The sequence below is a fragment of the Pantoea sp. BS_8 genome, from assembly GCF_041954965.1.
Taxonomy (GTDB): Bacteria; Pseudomonadota; Gammaproteobacteria; order Enterobacterales; family Enterobacteriaceae; genus Pantoea; species Pantoea stewartii.
Window position 1 is genome coordinate 629,322 of record NZ_JAVAXU010000002.1, and the last position, 23,049, is coordinate 652,370.

Sequence of the window (23,049 nt, forward strand, 5' to 3'; positions counted from 1 at the left end):
TTTAATCCTGTAATCTGGCAATCTCTTCGCCAAAATCACGCACGTCCTCAAAGCTGCGATAAACAGATGCAAAGCGAATATAGGCCACTTTATCGAGTTTTTTTAGCTCGTCCATGACAAGGTTACCGATCAGCTTGCTGGGAATTTCACGTTCCCCCGTCGCACGCAACTGCGTTTTAATATGGCTTACCGCACTCTCTACGGCATCCGCACTGACCGGGCGTTTCTCCAGCGCTTTCATCATGCCGCTGGCGAGTTTGTCTTCATTGAAAGGTTCACGCACATCGTTGCTTTTCACCACGCGTGGCATGACCAGCTCAGCGACTTCAAACGTAGTAAATCGCTCATGGCACACCAGACACTGACGACGGCGCCGCACTGACGAACCCTCACTGACCAGACGAGAATCAATCACTTTTGTGTCTACAGCGGAGCAGAATGGGCAATGCATGACGTTTCCTGACACGAGATAAATGGGCCGTACAGTGTAGCGCGAACTGCAAGTCAACAAAATCGATTCCCGTGTTTTACCCCGCCCGCTTCACAGACCGGATGGGAAATGCCCGCCCGCGTAAAACCCGCTACGCTTAAAGTGTTCAGGGCAAAAAGCGGAGAACGTAGCCACGTTCGTGCCGATCCGGGGTACTGCATCACCGGATACCTGCGCCACCGCGCTGGCCGGATGCCCGATATCAACCTGTTTCACCTTGCATCATTACGCGTAACGCGAGGTGAAATCGACACGCCAGCGGCTACGGCATTTTATCGCTCAGGGAAAGGCAATTTCAGAGCACACTTAAGGTAATCGGCGTGATTTCAGTTCAGGCTTCAACGCCATAAGCGGATGCTGATGGGTCCCGCGACAAGGGGCAATTATTACGTCATTTGAATAAAGGATAAAAAAACATGATGAACAGGATGGTTTGGGCACCCGCGGCCCTGTCACTGGTTCTGCTAAGTGGTTGCAGCACCCCAGCCCAGCCGCAGGTGAAACAACTGCACCGGGAAGTCAGTCAGCTTAATCAGCAGATGCAGCAACTCACCAGCCAGGCAAGTGCGGTTGAAATTCAGGGACAGTTGAACGCCCATTCACAGCAGGGCGCATGGCTGTTGCCGCAGGCAAACACGCCCGTGGCACTTCAAACGCAGGTTGGCACGCTGCGCCTGTCGCTCGCACGCATTGAGGCCGAGGCCGGCGGTACGCATGCTGACCTGAAGCTTCGCACACAAGACAATTCACCGCTGCCCGGGATGCATGCGACAGTAGTCTGGGGCCAGCTCGATCCCGCAACCGGTAAGCCACTTGAGGCCGACAGCCTGACGCGAACCCTCAGCGTTCCCGCTTCACTGACGCCACGCAGTTCGGTCACCGTACCATTACGGTTAAAGGATGTGACGCCGGAGCAACTGGGTTATGTTCGAATTCACCAGGTGATCGCAGATACGTCCAGGCCCTGAAAACAAAAAAGCCGCCAGATTACGCTGGCGGCTTTTTTTATCGTACCAATACTACGGCAGGATCGAAGGCTGATCGGCGCCCTCTTTCTCCACTTTCTGTACCAGCATATGTTCACGTTTCATGCCCAGCTTCAGCGCCAGTGCTGAAGAAACGTAGATCGACGAAACGGTACCGATGGTGACACCAATCAGCATGGTCAGTGAGAAGCCTTTCAGCAGCGCACCACCAAAGATGAACAGGATCAGGATCATCGCCAGCGTAGTCAGCGAGGTGATCAGGGTACGGCTTAACGTCTGCGTCAGGGACACGTTCGTAATGTCATAAGAGGAGCCGCGACGGATCTTGCGGAAGTTCTCACGAATACGGTCCGAGACCACGATTTTATCGTTCAGCGAGTAACCGATGACCGACATCAGCGAGGCCACAATCGTAAGGTCAATCTCGACCCGGAACAGCGACAGCAGTCCACAGGTGATAATGACGTCATGCGCCAGCGCCAAAACCGTACCCAGTGCCAGACGCCACTCAAAGCGAATACCGATATAAATCAGAATCGCAATCAGTGCCGACAGCAGGGCTAACGCCCCGGCCTGCGCCAGATCGCTGCCCACGCTCGGTCCGACAAACTCGATACGTTTGACCGTCGCGTTTTGCTGCGTCGTCTGGTTGATAACCGTTACCACTTTATTACCCAGCTCGGTTCCCGCAGGCCCGGTGACCGGCGGCATGCGCACCATCACATCGCGGCTGCTACCGAAATTCTGGATCAACGGTTCCTGGAACCCGGACTTCACCAGCGCACCGCGGATGGCGTCGAGATCGGCCGGTTTCTCCAGATTGATCTCAATGACCGTACCGCCGGTGAAATCGAGCCCCCAGTTAAAACCGCGTACGCCAACAATGGCAATCGAGATGATGATTAACAGTCCCGAAATGATGAATGCCAGCGTATCCCAGCGCATAAAGTCAACGACTTTACGGCCGTGGTTTAACTGCTCAATGTTATATTCCTGTGCCACAACGCACTCCTCAGATAGACAGCTTCTTAACGCGCTTGCCACCGTACATCAGGTTGATAATGGCGCGGGTTCCGACGATCGATGTGAACATGGAGGTCGCAATACCGATAGCCGTTGTAATCGCAAAGCCCTTAATGGAGCCCGTACCAATTGCATACAGAATCACCACCTTAATCAGGGTCGTCACGTTCGCATCGACAATACTGGAGAAGGCACCTTTGTAGCCCTCATGAATTGCCTGCTGTACGGAACGCCCGTTGCGCAGTTCTTCTTTGATACGTTCATTGATCAGGACGTTTGCATCGACTGCCACCGCCAGCGTCAGCACAATACCGGCGATGCCTGGCATGGTCAGCGTGGCCCCCGGTAACAGCGACATAATGCCGACAATCAGCACCAGGTTTGCCAGCAGTGCGCTGGTCGCAATCAGGCCCACTTTCTTGTAGTACAGCACCATAAACAGGATGGAGGCGACCAGGCCCCACAGGCAGGCTTCCAGCCCCTGAGTAATGTTCTGCTGACCCATTGTCGGACCGATTGTCCGCTCTTCCACAATCTGGATAGGCGCAATCAAGGCCCCGGCGCGCAGCAGCAGTGACAGCTGACGTGCTTCGTTCGGGTTGCTGATACCGGTGATGCGGAAGCTGTTGCCCAGGCGTGACTGGATGTTGGCGACGTTAATCACCTCTTCCTGTTTCACCAGAATGGCGCGACCATTCGCATCTTTCTTACCGCTGTCTTTGTACTCCACAAACAGGGTCGCCATCGGTTTACCGATGTTGTCCTTGGTGAAGTTCGACATGATATTACCGCCCGCGCCATCGAGTGAAATATTCACCTGAGGCTGGTTGTATTCGTCCATGCTGGAGGTCGAATCGGTAATGTGGTCACCGGTCAGAATCACGCGTTTGTACAGCACGACAGGCTGGCCGTCACGCATGTCTTTGACCTCGGAATCCCCCGGCACGCGACCATTGGCGGCGGCGGTCGGATCAACGCTGGTATTAACCAGACGGAACTCCAGCGTCGCGGTTGCGCCCAGAATTTCTTTGGCGCGCGCCGTGTCCTGAATACCTGGCAGTTCTACCACGATGCGGTCAGAACCCTGACGTTGCACCAGCGGCTCCGCGACACCCAGTTGGTTCACACGATTACGCAGGATAGTGATGTTCTGCTGAACGGCATATTCGCGCGCTTCGCTGAGGCGAGCATCGGTCATGGTGGCTCGCAGAGCATCGTTACCGCTGTTGCTGATCACCAGATCCTGATGACGGGATGACAGCCACTTCACGGCAGCGTCACGGCTGGCTGCGTCACGGAAACGGATTTCCACGCCGTAGTTAGCAATCTTGCTGACGTTGGTATAAGGGATATTCTTTTCGCGCAGGTCGCTGCGCAGGCTGTCCGCATTCTGCTCTTGCAGTTTGCTCAGGGCAGTGTCCATATCCACTTCCATCAGGAAGTGCACGCCACCGCGCAGATCGAGGCCAAGTTTCATTGGCTGCGCCGCCAGCAGGGTAAGCCAGCGCGGCGTTGCGGGAGCCAGATTCAGCGCCACAACATAGTTTTCGCCCAGCGCTTTCATGATCGCTTCACGGGCGCGCAACTGCACATCCGTGTTAGAAAAACGCGCCGTAATCGCCCCGTTTTCCAGGGCAACAGACTTCGCCTGGATATTATCTTGTTTTAATACGTTCTGAATTTGATCCAACGTTTGCTCACTGGCGGCGCTTCCGCGCGCGCCAGTGATTTGAACAGCCGGATCCTCACCATAAAGGTTGGGAAGTGCATATACCAGGCCAATGACAAGCACCACGACCAGCATTATGTACTTCCACAAAGGATAACGATTTAACACGGCAGTTCCCTTAGGGAAGTAAAAATTACAGCGCCTTCATAGAACCTTTCGGCAGGACGGCAGCCACGAAATCACGTTTAATAACCACTTCGGTAGTGTCGTTCAGCGCAATCGCAATGTAGCCGGTTTCTGCCACTTTGGTTACGCGACCCACCAGGCCACCATTCGTCAGCACTTCATCACCTTTGGAGATAGAATCCATCAGCTTCTTGTGCTCTTTTGCGCGTTTCTGCTGAGGGCGCAGGATCATGAAGTAAAAAATCAGGCCAAAGACGACCAGCATGATCACCAGAGAATACGGACTTCCCTGAGACGGTGCGCCTGCTGCAGCCACAGCGTCAGAAATGAAAAAGCTCATTAAATTTCCCTCATTGATGAATTATCAGACGTTAAAGGCGGAACCGCTTTGCCCGTCCGTTGGTAGAACTCGGTAACAAAGCGCTCTAATTTACCCTCTTCAATAGCCTGGCGTAAACCTGCCATCAGGCGCTGGTAGTAGCGCAGGTTATGAATCGTGTTCAGACGCGCGCCCAGTATTTCGTTACAGCGATCAAGATGATGCAAGTAAGCACGGCTGTAATTGCGACAGGTGTAACAATCACACTCGGCATCCAGCGGCGACACATCGTCTTTATGCTTCGCATTGCGGATTTTTACCACGCCGTCCGTCACAAATAAGTGACCATTACGTGCATTACGGGTTGGCATCACACAGTCAAACATGTCCACGCCACGACGCACACCTTCGACCAGATCTTCAGGTTTGCCCACGCCCATTAAATAACGCGGTTTGTCCTCAGGGATCTGCGGGCAAACATGCTCCAGGATGCGGTGCATGTCCTCTTTCGGCTCACCGACCGCCAGGCCGCCCACAGCGTACCCATCAAAGCCAATCTCTACCAGACCTTTCACAGACACATCACGTAAATCTTCGTAAACCGAGCCCTGAATAATACCGAACAGCGCGTTCTTGTTGCCCAGGCTGTCAAAGCGGTCACGGCTGCGCTGCGCCCAGCGCAACGACATCTCCATTGAGCGTTTCGCATAATCCCAGTCGGCCGGGTACGGCGTGCACTCATCGAAGATCATGACGATATCGGAGCCCAGATCGTACTGAATTTCCATGGATTTTTCTGGATCGAGGAAAATCTGATCGCCATTGATCGGGTTACGGAAGTGAACGCCCGCTTCGGTGATTTTACGAATGTCGCCCAGGCTGAAGACCTGGAAACCGCCGGAGTCCGTCAGGATAGGGCCTTTCCACTGCATAAAATCATGCAGATCGCCATGCAGCTTCATGATTTCCTGACCGGGACGCAGCCAGAGGTGGAAAGTATTGCCCAGAATAATTTGCGCGCCGGTATCCTGCACTTCTTCCGGCGTCATGCCTTTTACGGTGCCATAGGTGCCCACGGGCATAAACGCCGGGGTTTCGACCACGCCACGATCAAAAATCAGACGCCCGCGACGCGCGCGACCGTCTGTGGTATCAAGCTCAAATTTCACAAGACCTCCATCGGAGAAACAGTCCGATGTTCAAAGTAAACAGATCAGGCGCCCACTTTTTCCAGCGGCGCCTGGGGGTTTTTGCTGATAAACATCGCGTCGCCGTAGCTGAAGAAACGGTATTCTTCTGCCACCGCAGCGCGATAAGCAGCCATGGTGTGCTGGTAACCGGCGAAGGCCGAGACCAGCATAATCAGGGTTGATTCCGGCAAATGGAAGTTGGTGATTAATGCATCGATCACCTTGTACTCGTAGCCCGGATAGATAAAAATTTGGGTATCGTCGAAGAACGGCGCAATCAGGGCATCCTGACTGGCTTTGGCGGCGCTTTCCAGCGAACGTACCGAGGTGGTGCCAACGGCGACCACTTTATTCCCCCGCGCCTTACAGGCCAGCACCGCGTCTACCACATCCTGCGGGACTTCCGCGTACTCCGCGTGCATGTGGTGATCTTCAATCGTCTCGACGCGCACCGGTTGGAAGGTGCCCGCCCCAACGTGCAACGTGACAAAGGCCATTTCCACGCCTTTATCTTTGAGCGCCTGCAACAGCGGCTCATCAAAATGCAGCCCCGCCGTGGGCGCGGCGACGGCACCGGGTCGGGCGCTGTAAACCGTTTGATAAAGCTCACGATCCGCCTCTTCATCCGGGCGGTCAATGTACGGCGGCAGCGGCATATGGCCGACGCGATTAAGAATGTCCAGTACGTCGCGGTCATCATCAAAGGCGATCTCGAACAACGCATCGTGCCGCGCCACCATAGTGGCTTTCACGCTCTCGTCGTCACCCAGCAGCAGCGCTGCGCCAGGCTTCGGCGCTTTCGATGCGCGAACATGCGCCAGCACGCGCTTGTCATCAAGCATGCGCTCGACCAGCATCTCAATTTTGCCGCCGCTTGCCTTGCGTCCGAACACCCTGGCCGGGATAACGCGCGTGTTGTTAAACACCAGCAGATCTCCGGGCTGGAGCTTATTCAGCACATCCGTAAACACGCCGTGAGTGAGCGCGCCGGTTGGGCCATCCAGTGACAGCAGGCGGCAACCACTTCGTTGCGCCTGGGGATAATGGGCGATAAGAGATTCAGGCAAATCAAAAGCAAAATCGGCGACACGCATGACAGACTTCTTACTCAGAAAAACAGGCGGCACAGTTTAGCGGAAAACCGAACAATTCTGAACAACTGGCTGCGTAAACGGAGTTGCGCTTATAATGCCGCATGAATTTTCTTGCGCATCTTCACTTAGCCCATCTTGCCAACAGCTCTTTGCTGGGCAATCTGATGGCCGATTTCGTTCGCGGCGCGCCGCACCAACACTGGCCTGAACCGGTGGCCGACGGCATTCTGATGCATCGTCGCCTGGACGTAATGACCGATGCCCTGCCGGAAGTGCGCGCGGCACGCCAGCTTTTCCGGGCAGAGACCTATCGCGTCGCCCCCATCACGCTGGATGTCATCTGGGACCATTTTCTGGCGCGCCACTGGGATCGCGTTCATCCGTCACAAACGCTGCAAGCGTTTACGGCCCGTGCCGAGCGCGAAATCGTCCCGCAACTGGCCGCCACGCCCGAGGAATTTAAAGAACTGAATGCGGTGATGTGGCGAGAACGCTGGTTCGAACACTACGCCGATCCCCTGCGCCTTGAACGCGTGCTGAATGGCATGGCCCGACGTCGGCCAAGGCTGGCGGCACTCAGCGACTCTTACCAGGACTTCACCGCCCATTATCCGGCCTTTGAAGCCTGTTTCTTTCAGTTTTATCCCCGCCTGATGCAGTTGGCCGCCAGCCGGCAGCTGTGATTCACCCTCTTTATCAGGTAAGACGCGGCTTACCTGATAACGCTGAAAAAGCACGCAAACAGTACACCGACGATATTGCCATTACTGGCGCACTACGGCTTAATAAGCCTTGCTTAACTATGCTTTGCGCTACTCTCACTGTCAGACCGCCTGTTCAGGCGCTTCCTGTATTCGATGTGTTTTAAAATCATAAGAGGGAAACATGTCATCCGCTTCGCATTCTGAAATTGACGCGCGCTATCGCTACGCCTGCGAAATCGCCCGTGCCGCCGCAAGCCGCGCCTTGTCATGGTATCAACAGCGTCAAAAACTTGTGGTGGAACATAAAAGGGACCTTCAGGACGTGGTCAGTGAAGCTGACCGTAACGTTGAAGAATTAATTAAATCACTGATTGCAGAACGCTATCCCGAGGATGCGGTATTAGGTGAAGAGAGCGGTGGAGAAACAGGCGAGGCCCGCATTTTATGGGTCATCGATCCGATTGATGGCACCGCCTGCTTCGTCAATGGTCTGCATAACTGGTGCGTTTCGCTGGCCATCGTCTGCGAAGGTGAACCGGTGGTGGGCGTGGTTTGCGATCCCAATCATCAGGAGCTGTTTCACGCCCGCAAAGGCCAGGGCGCCTGGCTTAATGAGACCCGGCTTGAGGTTCATCAGGCCCGTCACCTCAACGAAGGGCTGTTGGGCATCAGTAATTCCAGCCGGGTGCCGGGAGAAAAGGTTACGCAGCTTATCGATGGGCTACTCAAACAAGGCGGGATGTTCATTCGCATCGGCTCCGGTGCCTTAACCAGCGCCTGGGCCGCTGCCGGTCGCCTGATTGGCTATTACGAAGCCCATATGCATCCCTGGGACAGCCTGCCGGGCATCGTGTTAATGCGGGAAGCGGGCGGCGTCACTAATGATTACATGCGCAATGATGGCCTGAAAAACGGCAATCCCGTTTTGCTGGCGAATGCCGTAATCTATCCACAGATTAAAGCCCTTCTCGCGCCCCAGGAACTGGAGGATGAATAATGTCTGCCTGTAGCCCCCTGCGCGTAGTCGCGCTCTGTGCGTTATGGTTCGCGGCGGGGTCGCTTTACGCGGCGCCAGAATACCAGTTAGAGAAAGTGGTCGAACTCAGCCGACACGGGGTGCGCCCGCCGACGCCGGGCAACCGCCAGGAGACCGAGGCAGCAACCGGACAGCCCTGGCCCCGGTGGAGTACAGCGGACGGCGAGCTGACGGGCCATGGCTACAGTGCGGTGGTGAATAAAGCGCGCTGGGAAGGCGATCACTATCGCCAGTTGGGATTACTTCCCGCGGGTTGTCCGGACGCGACAGCACTCTACGTACGCGCCAGCCCTCTTCAGCGAACGCGCGCCACTGCCGAAGCGTTGGTGGATGGCGCATTTCCCGGCTGCGGCGTGGCGGTGCATACCGTCACGGGCGACGTCGATCCGCTTTTTCAGACGGAAAAACTGCCCTTTGCCCGCATCGATCCGCAGCGTGAGATGGAAGAAAAGCGGCGTGTGGCGGGCGATTTAGCACAGCGACAGCAGCAGCTCCAGCCCGCCATTCAGGCGCTTAAACAGGCGGTCTGTCCGGCTAATCGCGCGTGCCCGTTTTTTGATCGCCCCTGGCAGTTAAAGCAGACCAAAAGCGGCAGCGTCTATGTTGAAGGCTTAAGCACGCTGGCCGCCATGGTCGAGACGTTGCGCCTGGGCTACAGCGAAAACTTACCGTTCGCGAGGCTGGCGTGGGGACACATCACTTCCGCTCAACAGATCACCGCCCTGCTCCCCCTGCTGACCGCCAGTTATGATCTCAGCAATGATGTGCTCTATATGGCGCAACGTCGTGGCTCGCTTCTGTTACAGCGGATGCTCGACGCCATTCAGGGGAACGATCCCGATGTACGATGGGTACTGCTGGTGGCCCATGACACGAATATCGCGATGGTTCGCCGCCTGATGGGATTTGAATGGCAACTGCCGAGTTATACGCGCGGTAATATTCCGCCGGGAAGTAGCCTGGTGATGGAGCGCTGGCGGGATACGCAAAGCAATCAGCGCTACCTGCGCGTCTATTTTCAGGCACAAAGTCTGGACGGGCTACGTCAGTTACAACCCATTAATGACCGTCATCCTTTGTTGCGTCAGGAGTGGCAGCAAGCCGGCTGCCATATCACCGACGTGGGTACACTGTGCCCGTTACAGGATGCGATTGCCGCGTTGGGTCAACAGCTGGACCGCAGCGCGATCGTTCCGGAATCCCTTATATTACCCGCGCAGAACGCATTAGCGCCCGTGTCGGGTTAACGGTGGGCTTTCTCTTATTTTTCGGCAACTTATTTAACGACGTACGCTTTTGCATTAGCATCGTTTCGTCAATCATCCCTCTGTTTGTTTCATTTGCTATGTGACGTTTTCGGCGAATCCTTTCGCCGATTTTATTTCGTCGTGTCAGTCGCCTTCGCGTCCGGGAATCAGGACGGCTTGCGCACCAGCTTATAACCCAGCAGCAACAGCACAATCCACACCATGCCCACGTAAAGTGAGATGCGCGTATCCGGAAAGTAGCCGATCAGGCCGATGATAAAGCATAAAAAGGCTACGCCGAAACCGGCTGTCCAGCTTCCGCCCGGGAGGGCAAATGTCAGCTGACGGGCTGCCGCTTTACCAATTTTGCGGCGAAACGCAATCTGGGACAGCAGAATCATAATCCAGACCCAGACGGTGGCAAAGGTGGCCAGAGAGGCAATGACCAGGAACACTTTCTCGGGCATCAGGTAGTTGAGCCAGACCGCAATCAGCATGGCAAACATCATAACTACTACCGTGACCCACGGAATCCCGCGTGCTGACACCTTCGTAAACACTTTAGGCGCATGGCCCTGCTGCGCCATACCGTGCAGCATACGCCCGACACCGAACACATCGCTGTTAATCGCGGACAGGGAGGCCGTCAGTACCACAAAGTTGAGGATAGAAGCGGCAGCGGCAATACCCAGATGCTGGAAGGTCAGCACAAACGGGCTACCGTTGGTGCCCACCTGATTCCATGGATAGAGGGACATGATGACAAACAGCGTACCAACGTAAAACACCAGAATACGCATCGGCACGGAATTAATGGCGCGTGGGATAGAGGTCGCCGGATCCTTAGCTTCACCGGCCGTGATGCCAATAATTTCTATCCCGCCGTAAGCAAACATCACCATCTGAAGTGACAGCAGCATGCCAACGATCCCGTGGGCAAAAAAGCCGCCGTTGATCCACAGGTTGTGAATGCCGGTCGGCTGGCCACCGTTACCGATGCCCCAGATGATCATGCCAAATCCGGCCAGAATCATCACAATAATGGTGGCGACTTTGAAGAAGGAGAACCAGAACTCCACTTCGCCGAACACCTTCACGCTCATCAGATTGACCGCACCGATGATCAGCACGACGCTCAGTACCCAGATCCAGTGCGGCACCTCCGGGAACCAGACACCCATATAAATACCAAATGCCGTGACGTCGGCGATGGCCACAATCAGAATTTCAAAACAGTACGTCCAGCCGGTGATATACCCAGCCATTGGTCCAAGATAATCCTGCGCGTAACGAGAAAACGAGCTGGCCTGGGGATTATTAACGGACATTTCTCCCAGCGCGCGCATGATAATGTACGCCACCGCGCCGCCGATAATATAGGCGAGCAGAACGCTCGGTCCTGCCATCCTGATGGCGTCCGCCGAGCCATAAAACAGCCCGGTGCCAATCGCCGATCCCAGCGCCATAAAACGGATGTGGCGCGTGCTCAGTCCGCGTTTGAGCTTGTTGGTTTCTTGCATAACAACCTGTACCTGTGAAATGAAAAAACCACGGGCAAGCCCGTGGTTAAAGAAGAATCAATCTTAGCCGTTACGAGTGAACTGTCACCTGTTCCGGCCCTTTTAACCGATCAACCAACGCCACAAGCAGCAACATCACCAGTGAGGGCGGCAACCAGGCAAGCCCCTGGTCGGCTAATGGCAGATGCTGGCTGAATGCGGGTAACGCCTCTTTAAACCCGGTGGTTTTGATTGCGTCAAGGATACCAAACAGCAGGCTGACAAGCATAGTCGGAGCAATGATTCGGCTGCTTTTGTTCCAGATATTCTGGGTAAAACTCAGCACAACCAGTACGATGCACGGCGGATAAATTGCGGTCAGCACCGGAATCGAGATCTGGATCAGATGACTCAGCCCCAGGTTGGAAACCACCATGGAGAACAGCCCCAGCACAAACACCAGCGTTTTGTATGACAACGGCAGATACTGGGCAAAAAACTCGGCGCAGGCACAGGTCAGGCCCACGGCTGTCACCATACAGGCAATAAAAATCAGCGCGGCAAGGAAGAAGCTGCCCATATCGCCAAAGGTGTGCTGTACGTAGGCATGCAGAATCGCGGCGCCGTTAGCATTTTGATCGACCAGCGCCCCGCTTCCTGCGCCCAGTTTAAACAGGCTCAGGTAGACCAGCGTCAGCCCTACACCCGCGATAATCCCCGCCAGTACCGTATAACGGGTTAACAGTGCCGCGTTATCAATACCGCGTGAACGGGCCGCATTCACAATCACAATCCCGAATACCAGGGCACCCAGCGTATCCATCGTGAGATAGCCGTTCACGAAACCGCTGGAAAACGCAGCGCGCTGGTAGTCGGCGGTGGCCGGAATGGTGTCGCCTGCGGGCCACAGCAGGGCGGCAACGCCGAGCAGCGTCAGGGCGGCAATTTTCAGCGGTGCCAGAATATGCCCGACCGTATCCAGCAGTTTGCCGGGATAGAGCGAAATGCCCATCACCAGCACAAAGTAGATCAGGCTGTAGATGAACAACGGCAATGCACCGTCGCCGGTGATCGGCGCGATCCCGACTTCAAACGACACCGTGGCGGTGCGCGGCGTGGCAAAGAGTGGCCCCACCGCCAGATAGCAGACAGTGGCCAGAACCACCCCGGCAATTTTACCAATCGGTGTACTCAGCGCGTCAATCCCGCCGCCGACGCGCGCCAGCGCAATGACGGTGATGACGGGTAATCCCACAGCGGTAAGCAGAAACCCTAAAGCGGCCACCCAGACATGTTCGCCTGACTGAATACCGACCATAGGAGGAAAGATAATGTTACCCGCACCAACAAACAGGGCAAACGTCATAAAGCCCAGCGCGAGAATGTCTTTAACGGTTAAACGATGTGTCATACGGCCTGTCACTGATGTTGCGATGAAAGATAAGTTTGCGTTGCCCCCTCGCTGCGCTATGACAACGGCTGATCAGACGACAGCAGCGCATTATGCGCAGCGTCCGGTTTAGCGCAGGTGATTTGAGCTGCTTTTTTTCTGTTCACAGAGGGATAAATCGACAACGGCCGTAAGTAAAACGTTTATAGCGAAGAAAGGCAATACGAGATCGGAAAACCAGAGGCTTATTTCGTGATTTAAGTCAAAATTAGTGGATCACATCAATATTAGCAGCAAGCACATCAGATGATGTGCCTTAATAATAAACAGGCCATGGGAAATACCAGCATGCTGACGTCTTTTTATGCACAAGTGGCGCATACATTGCGCCACACTGCGCACTTTTGACGCTTACCAGACCTGATTCGCCACATCCACAACCAGACGAATCTTCTGCCACTGTTCCGCTTCGGTCAGGCTGTTCCCCTCTTCCGTTGAGGCAAAGCCACACTGTGGACTAAGGCAGATCTGGTCAAGGCTGAGGTACTGCGTCGCCTCCTGTAAACGTGCTTTTACCTGATCCACGTCTTCGAGTTCGCCGACCTTGGTGGTAATTAAACCAAGCACCGCCTGCTGATGACCCGGCCGGATAAAACGCAGCGGTTCGAAACCGCCGGAACGGTGGTTATCATATTCCAGGAAAAACGCATCGACATTAACAGTGCCAAACAGGATTTCGGCCACAGGTTCATAGCCGCCTTCTGAAATCCAGGTCGAACGGAAATTGCCGCGGCAGACATGCAGACCGACGGTCAGATCGGCCGGTTTATCCTCCAGCGCTTTATTAAGCACGCGGGCGTACGTTCGGGCCAGCTGCTCGGGATCGTCACCGCGCTCGCGGATCTCACGCTTTTGCTCGTCCGAGCACAGGTACGCCCACACCGTATCATCCAGTTGCAGATAGCGGCAGCCTGCCGCATAAAAGGCGGCGATTGCGTCTTTGTAAGTCTGTGCCAGATCGTCAAAGTACACATCTAGATCGGGATACACCTCCGCGTCGATCACTTTACGTCCGCCACGGAAATGCAGCACGCTGGGACTGGGAATCGTCATTTTCGCCACGGCATCCCCTGCGATGCCTTGCAAAAAGCGGAAATGATCCAGCATCGGATGCCCGTCAAACCCCAGTTTGCCGGTCACTTTGACACCGTGCGCTTTGGTCTGTACGCCGTTGAACTGAATGCCCTGATCGGCTTCAAAATGTTCCACGCCTTTCAGGCCGTAGAAAAAGTCAAAATGCCACCAGCCGCGACGGAATTCCCCATCCGTGACCACTTTGAGGCCGTTTTCACGCTGTTTTGCCACCACATCACGGATGGCTTCGTTTTCAACCTCACGCAACTCGTCAGCGCTGATTTCCCCCGCCTGGTATTTCTCGCGAGCCTGTTTGATCGCGGCAGGACGAAGAAAGCTGCCAACGGTGTCGGCACGAAACGGGGCGGTTTGTCTTTGCATGATCACTCCTCGTCACGGCCAGATAATTTCGGCCGGGAATAGTTACATAATGTTATTTTAGCCTTCTGGATGGCTAAACGTCTAAATGCAGAGTGACATGCCGTTCTCTCAGCGGCAAACGAATAAAATTCACGTCGCCTGAAAAAAATTCATGTTGCATCGTCGCCGTCGGCTTTTCTGTCAGCGGCCGTAGGACAGACAGCCTGATCGGGCTTACGGGTCCGGAGGCAGGCTATTTTACGGTGACGCTACCGACGTTTGTTGACGGACAGGTGGGCGTTATTCGAGCGAAGCGCGAGCCTGAGCAATCTGCGCCGCAGAGAGCGGCAAATACCCGGCCTCGCTGACGCGCTGTTGCCCCTGACTGGAAAGCACCTGTCGTAAAAAGGCATCGACCAGTGGCGGTAAAGGTTTACCTGGCGCTTTATTCACATAGAGATAAAGCGGACGCGACCATGGATAGCGGCCGGTACGGATAGTCTCTGGATCCGGTGCCACCGCGTCGCCGTTTTTGGTCATCACGGGCAGCAACCTGACGCCGCTCAGATGGAAACCAAAACTGGCATAGCCGATGCTGCGGGGATTACCGGCTACGGCCTGTACCACGGCGGCAGAGCCGGGAAACTCGGCCACGTCATTGCGGAAATCGCCCTGACACAGCGCCTGCTGTTTGAAAAAGCCCCATGTTCCCGAGGCGGAGTTACGGCCATAGCGCTGGATGGGACGCTGCTGCCATTCTGTCTGGCGCAGTCCCAGGTCACCCCAGCGTTGTGGAACCTGATGCGCGCCGCAAAGCCGGGTGATGGAAAAAACCGCATCGAGCTGACGCGGATCGATTTCACGCAGGGGGTTACGTTGATTGACCACCACGACCAGCGCATCCATTGCCACCGGCACGGCCAGCGGCGGATAGCCATAGCGCGCCTCAAAGGCCTGGCGCTCATCAGCCTGCATCGGACGACTCATCGCGCCCAGTTGAACGGCCCCGGCGGTCAACGCAGTGGGCGCGGTAGACGACCCCGAAGCCTGAACCTGAACGTTCACGCCAGGCGCCTGACGGCTAAAGTCATCTCCCCATAACGTCATCAGGTAGCCGAGCGTGTCGGAGCCGGCGCTACTGAGATTTCCGGACAGCATTACGGGCTGCGCCTGCCCGAGGGCTGGCAACAGCGAAAAGAACACCAAAAGAAAAGCGCGCATCGTTCCGGTCCGTTCACGATTGATGAACGGCATTCTCCTGCATCCCGTTACTGACAATCAACCTTGGCGCCAGGGTAAATGTAAAACAGGTTTCCTGATGCGGGATACTGGTGATCTCCAGCCGGGCATTATGGTGACTCAACGCATGTTTGACGATAGCCAGCCCCAGCCCGCTGCCGCCGGTCGCACGTGAACGCGCTTTGTCTACACGATAAAAGCGTTCGGTCAGGCGCGGAATATGCTCAGCGGGAATACCGGGACCGTTATCGCAGACCTTAAATACCGCGCCCTGCTTGCTGCGTAACCAACTGATATCAATTCGTGTGCCGTCTGGCGTATGGTTGACCGCGTTGTAGACCAGGTTGGAGATGGCACTGCGCAATTGCTCGTCATTGCCAAACACTTTCAGATGCGGATCGGTGTGAAAATGGATTTGATGTCGCCCGCCGCTCAGCGTTTCCGCTTCATGTTGCAGCAGTTTCAACATGACCGGCACATCGACTTTTTCTTTCATATTGATGACCGGGGCCGCCTCAATACGCGACAGCGTCAGAAGCTGCTTCACCAGGCTGTCCATTCGGCGGGTTTGTTCTGACATGGTGTGCAACGCTTTGTCACGCGAACGTTGATTCATGACTGAGTCATTCATCATCTCCAGATAACCCTGAAGCACCGTCAGCGGCGTGCGAAGTTCGTGATTGACGTTGGCGAAGAAGTTGCGTCGTGCACCTTCCAGCTGGTGCATTTGCGTCACGTCGCGGGCCACCATCAACCACTGGCCTTCGCTGTAGGGCATAACACGAAATTCCATGTGATGCTGGTTATTCAGCACCAGCGTCAGCGGCTTGTCGAAATCGCGCTGGCGCAGATAACGTGAAAATTCAGGATAGCGCAGCAGATTAAGGATATTTTGCCCGTTATCTTCGGGCCAGCGCAGCCCGAGGTGCTGCTGTGCCAGGCCATTGCACCAGAAGATGGTGCCCTCTTCCGTTGTCAGGATAACGGCATCCGGCAGCGACTCTGCACCACTGCGAAACCGTTTGATCAGATGACCCAGCTCACGCCGCCGACGTCGGTTGCGCAGCTGCATTTGATACAGACCGTAAAACAGCGGTTCCCAGCTTGCCTGACCGGAAGGCGGGGTCATCGTGCGATCCAGCCACAGCCAGTGCGACAGCCGCATCAGGTTATAAAAATGCCACAGTAAAATACCGACTACGCTGAGTAACAACAGCCACGGCAGATAGCCGAACAGCAGGCCGAGTACCAGCGCAGGCAAACACGCCAGCACCAGTTCGGACAATAATCGCTTCCAGGAGAGGCGTTCCAGCACGGTTAAAGCTCCGTTTAAAAGCGGGCAGAGAAACGATAACCTGTTCCGCGGACGGTTTGTACCATGCGATCGTGACCGGTCAGTTCCAGCGCTTTGCGCAGACGGCGAATATGCACGTCAACTGTACGATCTTCAACATAGACGTTGGTGCCCCAGACGTGATTCAGTAGCTGTTCACGGCTGTAAACACGTTCAGGGTGGGTCATAAAGAAGTGGAGCAGCTTGTACTCTGTCGGCCCCATCTCCAGCGGCGTGGTTTCCGACATCACCCGGTGCGAGGAGGGATCCAGGCTCAGGCCCTGCATTTCAATTACATCTTCGACCGCCATCGGCGAAATGCGACGCATCACAGCTTTGATACGGGCCATCAGCTCTTTCGGGGAAAACGGTTTGGTAATGTAGTCGTCGGCCCCGACTTCCAGGCCACGCACGCGATCTTCCTCTTCGCCACGTGCAGTCAGCATCATGACCGGAATATCACGCGTCATCGCTTCACGTTTAAGGTGTTTGATAAACTGAATGCCGCTGCCGCCAGGTAACATCCAGTCCAGCAGGATAAGGTCAGGCCAGGGTTCAATCAGCTTACTGACGGCGCTGTCATAATCTTCTGCCTCAATCGGCTGATAATCATTTTGTTCCAGAACGAAACATAACATCTCACGGATTGGAGCTTCATCTTCCACAACTAAAATGCGCTTAGCCATTATGACTCCTGCAGGTAGGACGGCTTTCACTGATATTTGCGGCGCCATTATGCGTCAGTTTTGTGACACTTTTATGAAAAAGTTAGCCATAAAAACCGGCCTGCAACAACCATTTATGACAACATGACGACATGTTTTGTGGCTTTAGTGATGGAGCCAGTATAATCGCCGGGCGATTTGTTATGGCAGGGAGTGTTATGCGCATTATCCATACCGCGGACTGGCACCTGGGGCAGTTCTTTTACAACAAAAGCCGGGCCGCTGAGCATCAGGCCTTTCTGGACTGGCTGCTGGCCCGAATTGAAGAGCATCAGGTGGATGCGCTGATTGTGGCGGGTGATTTATTCGATACCGGCACACCGCCCAGCTATGCACGTGAAATGTTCAACCGCTTTGTGGTGGCGTTACAACCCAGCGGCTGTCAGCTGGTGGTGCTGGCCGGAAATCACGATTCGGTGGCTACGCTGAACGAGTCGCGTGAACTGCTCGCCTGCCTGAATACCCGCGTGATTACCACGCCGCAGGACGGGGACGATGTGCTGATGTTAACGACGCGTCAGGGCGAACCGGGCGCGCTGCTGTGCGCCATTCCTTATCTGCGGCCACGCGATATTATGCGCAGCCAGGCCGGCCAGTCAGGACGCGATAAACAGCGCAGCCTGCTGGAGGCCATTACCGCCCATTATCAGCGCAGTTTTGCTGCCGCGCAGGCGCTGAATCTGGCGCTTCCCATCGTCGCGACCGGCCACCTCACTGCTCTCGGCGTCAGCAAAAGCGACTCAGTGCGCGATATCTACATTGGTACACTGGATGCCTTTCCGGCCTCGGCCTTTCCGCCTGCGGATTATATTGCGCTGGGGCATATTCATCGTGCGCAGCGCGTGGCCGACAGCGATCATATTCGCTACAGCGGTTCGCCGATTCCGCTCAGCTTCGATGAACTGGGCAGCGAAAAAAGTGTGTTCCTGCTGGATTTCAGCCCGTCAGGCCTGACGGTCACGCCCCTGACCATTCCCCTGTTCCAGCCAATGCAGGTCCTGAAAGGCTCGCTGGCGCAAATCACCCGGCAGCTCAGCCAGTTTTCTGCGCCCGACGGGACCAAACCTGTCTGGCTGGATATTGAAGTGACCACGCAGGAATATTTAAGTGATTTGCAGCGTCAGGTAGAAGCGCTGACAGCTTCCCTGCCCGTAGACGTTTTGCTGCTGCGCCGCAGCCGTGAACAGCGCCAGCACAGTCTGGCACAGCTGGATAAAGAAACCCTGAGCGAACTGAATGTGGAAGAAGTGTTTGCCCGACGACTGGCGCTGGATGACGCGCTGGACGCGGATCAGATTGCCCAGACCACCCTGCGGTTTAAACAGACGCTGGCGGATCTGGAGGAACAGCCATGAAAATTCTGACGCTGCGCTTCAAAAATCTTAACGCGCTCAAAGGTGAGTGGTTTATTGATTTTCGCACCGAGCCGTTTGCCAGCAACGGGCTGTTTGCGATTACCGGCGCGACGGGCGCCGGTAAAACTACGCTGCTGGACGCCATCTGTCTGGCACTGTATCACCAGACGCCGCGCCTGGGCGGCATCTCTCAGGGGCATAACCCCCTGATGACACGCGACTGTGCCGAGTGCCTGGCGGAGGTCGAGTTTGAAATTAAAGGCGAAGCCTGGCGGGCATTCTGGAGCCAGAACCGCGCGCGCGGCACCGCTGACGGTAAACTGCAGGCTCCCCGCGTTGAGCTGGCACGCTGCGCCGATAATCAGATTGTGGCAGATAAAGTGAGCGATAAGCTCAAACTTACGGAAACGCTGAGCGGGCTGGATTTTGCGCGCTTCACCCGCTCAATGATGCTGTCACAAGGCCAGTTTGCGGCGTTTCTTAACGCCAAAGCCAATGAGCGGGCAGAACTGCTGGAAGAACTGACCGGAACCGAAATTTATGGTCGTCTGTCCATGGCCGTGTTCGAACGCCACAAAGCGGCCAAAACGGCGCTGGAACTGTTACGCAGTCGGGCAGGCGGCATGGCGCTGCTTGATGAGGCAACCCGTACTGCACTGCACCAGCAAAAAAAGGCCCTCAGCGACGCTGAACACCAGCTGACTGCCGCGCTTGCCGTGGCGCAGGCGCAGCAACAGTGGCAGCAACAGCATCAGCAGGCTATTGCGGATACAGAGCAGGCAACCGCGGCCCTCGCTGCGGCAGAGCACACCAGTCAGGCGGCAGAGCCGGATCGTCAACGTCTGGCGCGCAGTGAACCGGCGGAGAAACTGCGCGGTCCGTTGCAGCAACGTGACAGTCTGCTGGCCGAACGCAACGCGATGCGGGAACGTCAGCAGCAGCTCAGCCAACAGATGCACACGGCCACACAGGCGCATCATGTGTTGCAGCAACGCTATGCGGAAACGGACACGGCGCACGAACAGTGCCGTCAGCAACAGCAGCAGCAGGAAACGCTGTTGACCGGGCAGGTCATTCCGCTTGATCAGTCTCTCTCTGCCTTATACGAGCACATTCAGCAGCTACAGCAGGATGCCGAACGGCAACAGCAACACTGCGCTCAGCGCGAAGCCGCGTTACACAGCGAAGCCCGCCAGGTGCGCCACCTGCAAGAGACGATTGCCCAACAGCATGCCCTACGTGAGCAGTTAGCTGACATGCCGCAATGGGGTGAACACCTTCCGATCTGGAAAGAGCGTTTTGCCCAACTGACCCGCTATGAAGCGGCACAGGCTGAGCTGGATCAGCAGATACAGCAGCAACAGCGCCACATTCATCAGCGCCAGGGGGATATTGAGCAGCTGGCACAGCAACTCACGCCACTGGATCAGGCCGCACAGCAGGCGCAGCAGTCCTTGTCTCAGGCTGAGCAAGCACTAACTTCCCTTCAGAACGCGCATCCACCTGAAGCCTTACGTCAGGCACTGAGCCAGTATCAGCAACAGCGCGAGGCGCGCCATGCGCTGACGATAGTGGCCGCGCAGTGGCAACCCCTGCATCAGCAGCGCACGCAGTACGAAAAACGCCTGCATGAACTTGAGACGGCTCAGCAGCAGGCTGAAAGCGCACTGCTGACGTTAAGAGAAGCCTGGCGACGGGAAAAACAGCAGCTCAGCGACGTAGAGAAAATTTGCCAGCTCGAAAGCCAGATTGCTGACCTGGAACAGTACCGCGCCCGGCTTGAAGCCGGGCAGCCCTGCCCGTTGTGCGGCGCCTGCGAGCATCCTGCGGTCGAAACCTATCGTGCTCTGGAAGTTAGTGCTAACCAACAACGTAAAGCCGAGCTGCAAAAACAGGTAGACGCATTGAGTGAAACCGGGACGGCAAAGAAGGAGCAGATAAAGCAGCTACAGGCTCAACAGCAATCCCTGCGTGAAGAAATCACGGGTCTGACCCAACAACTTGATGCCCTTTCTCAACAATGGCAGGAACTGAGCAGTGAGCTGGCGCTCACCTTCCCGCTGACAGATACGGATGCAAGGATCGCGTGGCAGCAGGCGCAAAATCGCCACGAGCAGACGCTTACGGCCCGGCTTGACGCACTGGAGCAAGCCGAGCGCGCGGTGCTGGCGGCCAAAGATCACCACCTGCGGCAGCACCAGACATTACAACAGCATCAGCAAACGCTACTGTTGACTCAGCAGCAACTGGAAAACCAGCACCAGGCGCTTCAGGCGTTACAGCAACAGCAGCGTCAGGCCGCAGAAAACGGCCAGCAGCTGGAAGCCGCGCTGGCACAGCAGTTCAGCGACGTGGCGTTGTCTTTACCTGAACGTACGGCGCGCGACAGCTGGCTGGCAACCCAACAAGAGCGCTGGCAGCGCTGGCAAGAGAGTGAGCGGTTGCTTGCTAACCTGCAGCCGCAACTTGCACGGGCGGAAACACAGGCTGACGCGCTGCAACAGCAGTTACAGCTTGAGCAGCAACGCCTGGATCAGCAGCGGCAGCAGCTCACCGCGTTACAGCAGCAGGCGCGTGAAAAACAGCAGCAGCGTCAGGCCCTGTTTGGCGATCGCGATGTGGCTCAGGCGCGCCAGCAGATGCAGGCGCTCGTCGATCAGCACGAGGCGCAACTTACCCAGCAGCGCAATGCACTGCATCAGTCACAGGCAGAGGTCAGCCGTCTTAATGGCCAGTTGACGCTGCTGGAAAGCCAACTGCAGAGCCTGTCCGGGCGCGTCACGGAAGCAGAACAACGCTTCAGCGCCGCGCTGGCGGCAGCCGAATTCGCTGATGAAACGCACCTGCGCGCGGCATTGCTGGATGAACAGGCGGCGCAGCAACTGCGTCAGCAGCTTCAGCAGATTGACCAGCACCGTCTGCACCAGCAGGCACGCCTGGCAGAACTGCAGCAGCGGCTGGCGGCACATCAGCAGCAAAAACCGGCTTTGATGCCGGATTCACCGGACGTGCTGGCGGCAGAACTGGCGCGCTTACAGCTGTCCCTGCGTGAAAATGCAAACCAGCAGGGCCAGGTACAGCAGCAGTTAGACAGCGATGCCAGCCTGCGAAACCAGCAGCAAACGCTGCTGGCGCGTATTGCGCAGGATGAGACGGCGTTAGCGCAATGGACCCTGCTTAACGATCTTATTGGCTCGGCAACGGGCGATAAATTCCGGCGCTTTGCCCAGGGGCTTACGCTCGATCACCTGGTGGCCCTGGCCAACCGTCAGTTAGATCGCCTGCACGGTCGCTACCTTTTACAGCGACGTGCCAGCGATGTGCTGGAACTGGATGTGGTGGATACTTGGCAGGCCGACAGCGCCCGCGATACGCGCACGCTGTCCGGCGGAGAAAGTTTCCTGGTGAGCCTGGCGCTGGCGCTGGCGCTGTCTGACCTCGTCAGCCATAAAACCCGCATTGAGTCGTTATTTCTGGATGAGGGCTTTGGTACGCTGGATGCCGAAACGCTGGACACCGCTCTGGATGCCCTGGATGCGCTTAACGCCAGTGGCAAAACTATTGGCGTCATCAGCCATGTTGAAGCCATGAAAGAGCGCATTCCCGTTCAGATTAAGGTACGCAAAATGAATGGCCTGGGTTACAGCACCCTTGACATCCCCGGCCAGTAAGAGGTTAACCATGTTGAGATGGACCGGTATTTTCGCGGTTGCCCTGCTGCTTTTAGCAGGCTGCAGCCAGCCGCACGGCGCTGATGCCAGGCACTGCGTGCCGAATATGACGCAGACTCAGTGCCAGGCCGTCGACCACTATATCGCGCAGGTGAATGCCGTGGTGATGCGCAATTTTCATCACGCGCAACGTTACGCAGGCCAGCGCTGCCTGGTGACGGCACAACGCCGCGCGGACGGCCGCTATAGCGTCATGCGCACAGAAGGAAATGAATCGTTATGCCTGAGCGCCTGGCAGAGCGTGAGTAGCGCGCGTGATATGCCCCTTCCGCCTCAGGGCGCGCCCCGGCAATGGGTGTTTGCTTTTGCCCCGTAACCATAACGCGGCAGCACGCGCCA

General features: G+C 56.2%; 19 protein-coding genes. 7 read left to right on the forward strand and 12 right to left on the reverse strand.

Annotated features, from left to right (window positions below; all coding sequences use genetic code 11):
• Nucleotide 1: 1 nt before the first annotated feature.
• Nucleotides 2-451 (reverse strand): transcriptional regulator NrdR, encoded by a 450-nt coding sequence (gene nrdR / locus RAC65_RS08450; RefSeq protein WP_006117986.1) that lies wholly within the window; start codon nt 449-451, stop codon nt 2-4.
• Nucleotides 452-909: 458 nt separating this feature from the next.
• On the opposite strand from nrdR, the gene RAC65_RS08455 reads away from it, so the two are divergent.
• Nucleotides 910-1,458, forward strand: coding sequence for a DUF3251 domain-containing protein (locus tag RAC65_RS08455; RefSeq protein ID WP_375096608.1), 549 nt, complete (start codon nt 910-912; stop codon nt 1,456-1,458).
• A gap of 51 nt (nt 1,459-1,509) precedes the next feature.
• On the opposite strand, the gene secF is transcribed toward RAC65_RS08455, so the two are convergent.
• The 5 genes from secF to queA are packed head-to-tail and all read right to left on the reverse strand — an operon-like array spanning nt 1,510 to nt 6,957.
• Nucleotides 1,510-2,478 (reverse strand): protein translocase subunit SecF, encoded by a 969-nt coding sequence (gene secF / locus RAC65_RS08460; protein WP_006117989.1) that lies wholly within the window; start codon nt 2,476-2,478, stop codon nt 1,510-1,512.
• A 10-nt stretch (nt 2,479-2,488) separates the two neighbouring features.
• A complete protein-coding gene (secD, locus tag RAC65_RS08465; protein WP_072021736.1) occupies nt 2,489-4,336 on the reverse strand; it encodes a protein translocase subunit SecD in 1,848 nt (615 codons plus the stop codon).
• A 25-nt stretch (nt 4,337-4,361) separates the two neighbouring features.
• Complete coding sequence (yajC, locus tag RAC65_RS08470; RefSeq protein WP_006117993.1) at nt 4,362-4,694, reverse strand: preprotein translocase subunit YajC; 333 nt, start codon at nt 4,692-4,694, stop codon at nt 4,362-4,364.
• Nucleotides 4,694-5,842 carry a tRNA guanosine(34) transglycosylase Tgt gene (gene tgt, locus RAC65_RS08475; protein ID WP_006117994.1) on the reverse strand — a complete coding sequence of 383 codons (1,149 nt, stop codon included), beginning with the start codon at nt 5,840-5,842 and terminating at the stop codon, nt 4,694-4,696. The genes yajC and tgt overlap by 1 nt, the downstream gene beginning before the upstream one ends.
• Before the next feature lie 44 nt (nt 5,843-5,886).
• Entirely contained in the window at nt 5,887-6,957 is a 1,071-nt protein-coding gene (queA, locus tag RAC65_RS08480) for a tRNA preQ1(34) S-adenosylmethionine ribosyltransferase-isomerase QueA (protein ID WP_375096575.1), read from the reverse strand.
• A gap of 101 nt (nt 6,958-7,058) precedes the next feature.
• On the opposite strand from queA, the gene RAC65_RS08485 reads away from it, so the two are divergent.
• From RAC65_RS08485 to RAC65_RS08495, 3 genes are all read left to right on the forward strand, one after another.
• Nucleotides 7,059-7,640 (forward strand): ACP phosphodiesterase, encoded by a 582-nt coding sequence (locus RAC65_RS08485; protein ID WP_006117568.1) that lies wholly within the window; start codon nt 7,059-7,061, stop codon nt 7,638-7,640.
• Between the two features lie 202 nt (nt 7,641-7,842).
• Entirely contained in the window at nt 7,843-8,658 is an 816-nt protein-coding gene (locus RAC65_RS08490; RefSeq protein ID WP_133745046.1) for an inositol monophosphatase, read from the forward strand.
• Nucleotides 8,658-9,944, forward strand: a complete 1,287-nt coding sequence (locus RAC65_RS08495) for a histidine-type phosphatase (protein WP_375096576.1) — start codon at nt 8,658-8,660, stop codon at nt 9,942-9,944. The genes RAC65_RS08490 and RAC65_RS08495 overlap by 1 nt, the downstream gene beginning before the upstream one ends.
• Before the next feature lie 167 nt (nt 9,945-10,111).
• On the opposite strand, the gene proY is transcribed toward RAC65_RS08495, so the two are convergent.
• The 6 genes from proY to phoB form a co-directional block, all read right to left on the reverse strand.
• The gene (gene proY, locus RAC65_RS08500) at nt 10,112-11,464 is read right to left on the reverse strand and encodes a proline-specific permease ProY (protein WP_375096577.1); all 1,353 of its coding nucleotides are present in this window, start codon (nt 11,462-11,464) and stop codon (nt 10,112-10,114) included.
• Nucleotides 11,465-11,534: 70 nt separating this feature from the next.
• Nucleotides 11,535-12,854 carry a branched-chain amino acid transport system II carrier protein gene (brnQ, locus tag RAC65_RS08505; RefSeq protein WP_375096578.1) on the reverse strand — a complete coding sequence of 440 codons (1,320 nt, stop codon included), beginning with the start codon at nt 12,852-12,854 and terminating at the stop codon, nt 11,535-11,537.
• A gap of 390 nt (nt 12,855-13,244) precedes the next feature.
• Nucleotides 13,245-14,348 carry a cobalamin-independent methionine synthase II family protein gene (locus RAC65_RS08510; RefSeq protein WP_058708271.1) on the reverse strand — a complete coding sequence of 368 codons (1,104 nt, stop codon included), beginning with the start codon at nt 14,346-14,348 and terminating at the stop codon, nt 13,245-13,247.
• 279 nt (nt 14,349-14,627) lie between these two features.
• Nucleotides 14,628-15,548: a PstS family phosphate ABC transporter substrate-binding protein gene (locus tag RAC65_RS08515; protein WP_054634438.1), complete on the reverse strand. Its 921-nt coding sequence runs from the start codon at nt 15,546-15,548 to the stop codon at nt 14,628-14,630.
• 13 nt (nt 15,549-15,561) lie between these two features.
• On the reverse strand, nt 15,562-16,881 hold the full coding sequence (gene phoR / locus RAC65_RS08520) for a phosphate regulon sensor histidine kinase PhoR (RefSeq protein WP_375096579.1): 1,320 nt from the start codon (nt 16,879-16,881) through the stop codon (nt 15,562-15,564).
• 14 nt (nt 16,882-16,895) lie between these two features.
• The gene (gene phoB / locus RAC65_RS08525; protein WP_014606457.1) at nt 16,896-17,585 is read right to left on the reverse strand and encodes a phosphate response regulator transcription factor PhoB; all 690 of its coding nucleotides are present in this window, start codon (nt 17,583-17,585) and stop codon (nt 16,896-16,898) included.
• A 197-nt stretch (nt 17,586-17,782) separates the two neighbouring features.
• Between phoB and sbcD the strand changes: the two genes are divergently transcribed.
• Genes sbcD through RAC65_RS08540 form a run of 3 tightly spaced genes read left to right on the forward strand, consistent with a single transcriptional unit; the run spans nt 17,783 to nt 23,026 of the window.
• Nucleotides 17,783-18,979, forward strand: a complete 1,197-nt coding sequence (gene sbcD / locus RAC65_RS08530) for an exonuclease subunit SbcD (RefSeq protein ID WP_054688077.1) — start codon at nt 17,783-17,785, stop codon at nt 18,977-18,979.
• Nucleotides 18,976-22,650, forward strand: coding sequence for an SbcC/MukB-like Walker B domain-containing protein (locus tag RAC65_RS08535; RefSeq protein WP_375096580.1), 3,675 nt, complete (start codon nt 18,976-18,978; stop codon nt 22,648-22,650). Before sbcD ends, RAC65_RS08535 begins: the two co-directional genes overlap by 4 nt.
• A 10-nt stretch (nt 22,651-22,660) precedes the next feature.
• Nucleotides 22,661-23,026 carry a cell envelope integrity protein TolA gene (locus RAC65_RS08540; RefSeq protein WP_375096581.1) on the forward strand — a complete coding sequence of 122 codons (366 nt, stop codon included), beginning with the start codon at nt 22,661-22,663 and terminating at the stop codon, nt 23,024-23,026.
• The last annotated feature ends 23 nt before the right edge of the window (nt 23,027-23,049 follow it).